General features: G+C 41.7%; 2 tRNA genes and 2 rRNA genes. All 4 read left to right on the top strand.

The features are described from left to right. A 16S ribosomal RNA gene (locus HX743_RS16170) occupies positions 1-80 on the top strand; the annotation flags it as partial. 59 nt (positions 81-139) lie between these two features. After that, positions 140-216: transfer RNA gene (locus HX743_RS16165), tRNA-Ile, on the top strand. Positions 217-271: 55 nt separating this feature from the next. Beyond that, positions 272-347 (top strand) — tRNA-Ala (locus HX743_RS16160). 469 nt (positions 348-816) lie between these two features. Further along, positions 817-920 (top strand): 23S ribosomal RNA (locus HX743_RS16155); the annotation flags it as partial.

Genomic DNA, 920 nt, shown 5'->3' with positions numbered 1-920 from the left:
TTACCACGGTGTGGCCGATGACTGGGGTGAAGTCGTAACAAGGTAGCCGTAGGGGAACCTGCGGCTGGATCACCTCCTTAACGAAAGATTGACGATTGGTAAGAATCCACAACAAGTTGTTCTTCATGGATGTATCTGAGGGTCTGTAGCTCAGTTGGTTAGAGCACACGCTTGATAAGCGTGGGGTCACAAGTTCAAGTCTTGTCAGACCCACCACTACTGACGAAGCAATTATGCAGAAGAAGATACATCGAATCACAGATGATAAGCTGGGGACTTAGCTTAGTTGGTAGAGCGCCTGCTTTGCACGCAGGAGGTCAGGAGTTCGACTCTCCTAGTCTCCACCAAATTTTAAGATCAGAAAACTTAAAGCACTGCTTTAAGGCTTTTCCTTAAAATTTAAGCAAACAGCTATGCTGTGCGCAGGCACACATATACTGGAGCTTTAAGCTAAAGATTGCAGAACTTAATAAAAGATCGAATGATTAGATTTGATGGTTTATTAAGTTCTGTGATTTAAATATCACAGTATTTAGTGCGGTCTGACGAAGACGCATTAATTCATTAACAGATTGGCAAAAATTGAGTCTGAAATAAATTGTTCAACTCATTTAATTCAAGATTGACAGTAATACTTCGGTGTTACGGTTTAATTACGAATTGAAATGAGAACTAGCAAATTAACTGAATCAAGCGTTTTGGTATATGAATTTAGATTGAAGCTGTACAGTGCTTAAGTGCACAAAGCAACAAACTGTGGGCGCAAGCCTGTTGTTACACTCACTTGTAAGTGTTAACGACTGTTTGGGGTTGTATAGTCAAGTAATTAAGTGCATGTGGTGGATGCCTTGGCAGTCAGAGGCGAAGAAAGACGTGATAGCCTGCGAAAAGCTCCGGGGAGGCGGCAAATATCCTTTGAT

It is taken from the genome of Acinetobacter sp. Swhac1 (assembly GCF_013390985.1).
Lineage (GTDB): Bacteria > Pseudomonadota > Gammaproteobacteria > Pseudomonadales > Moraxellaceae > Acinetobacter > Acinetobacter towneri.
This window is presented reverse-complemented; position numbering and strand designations above follow the sequence as displayed.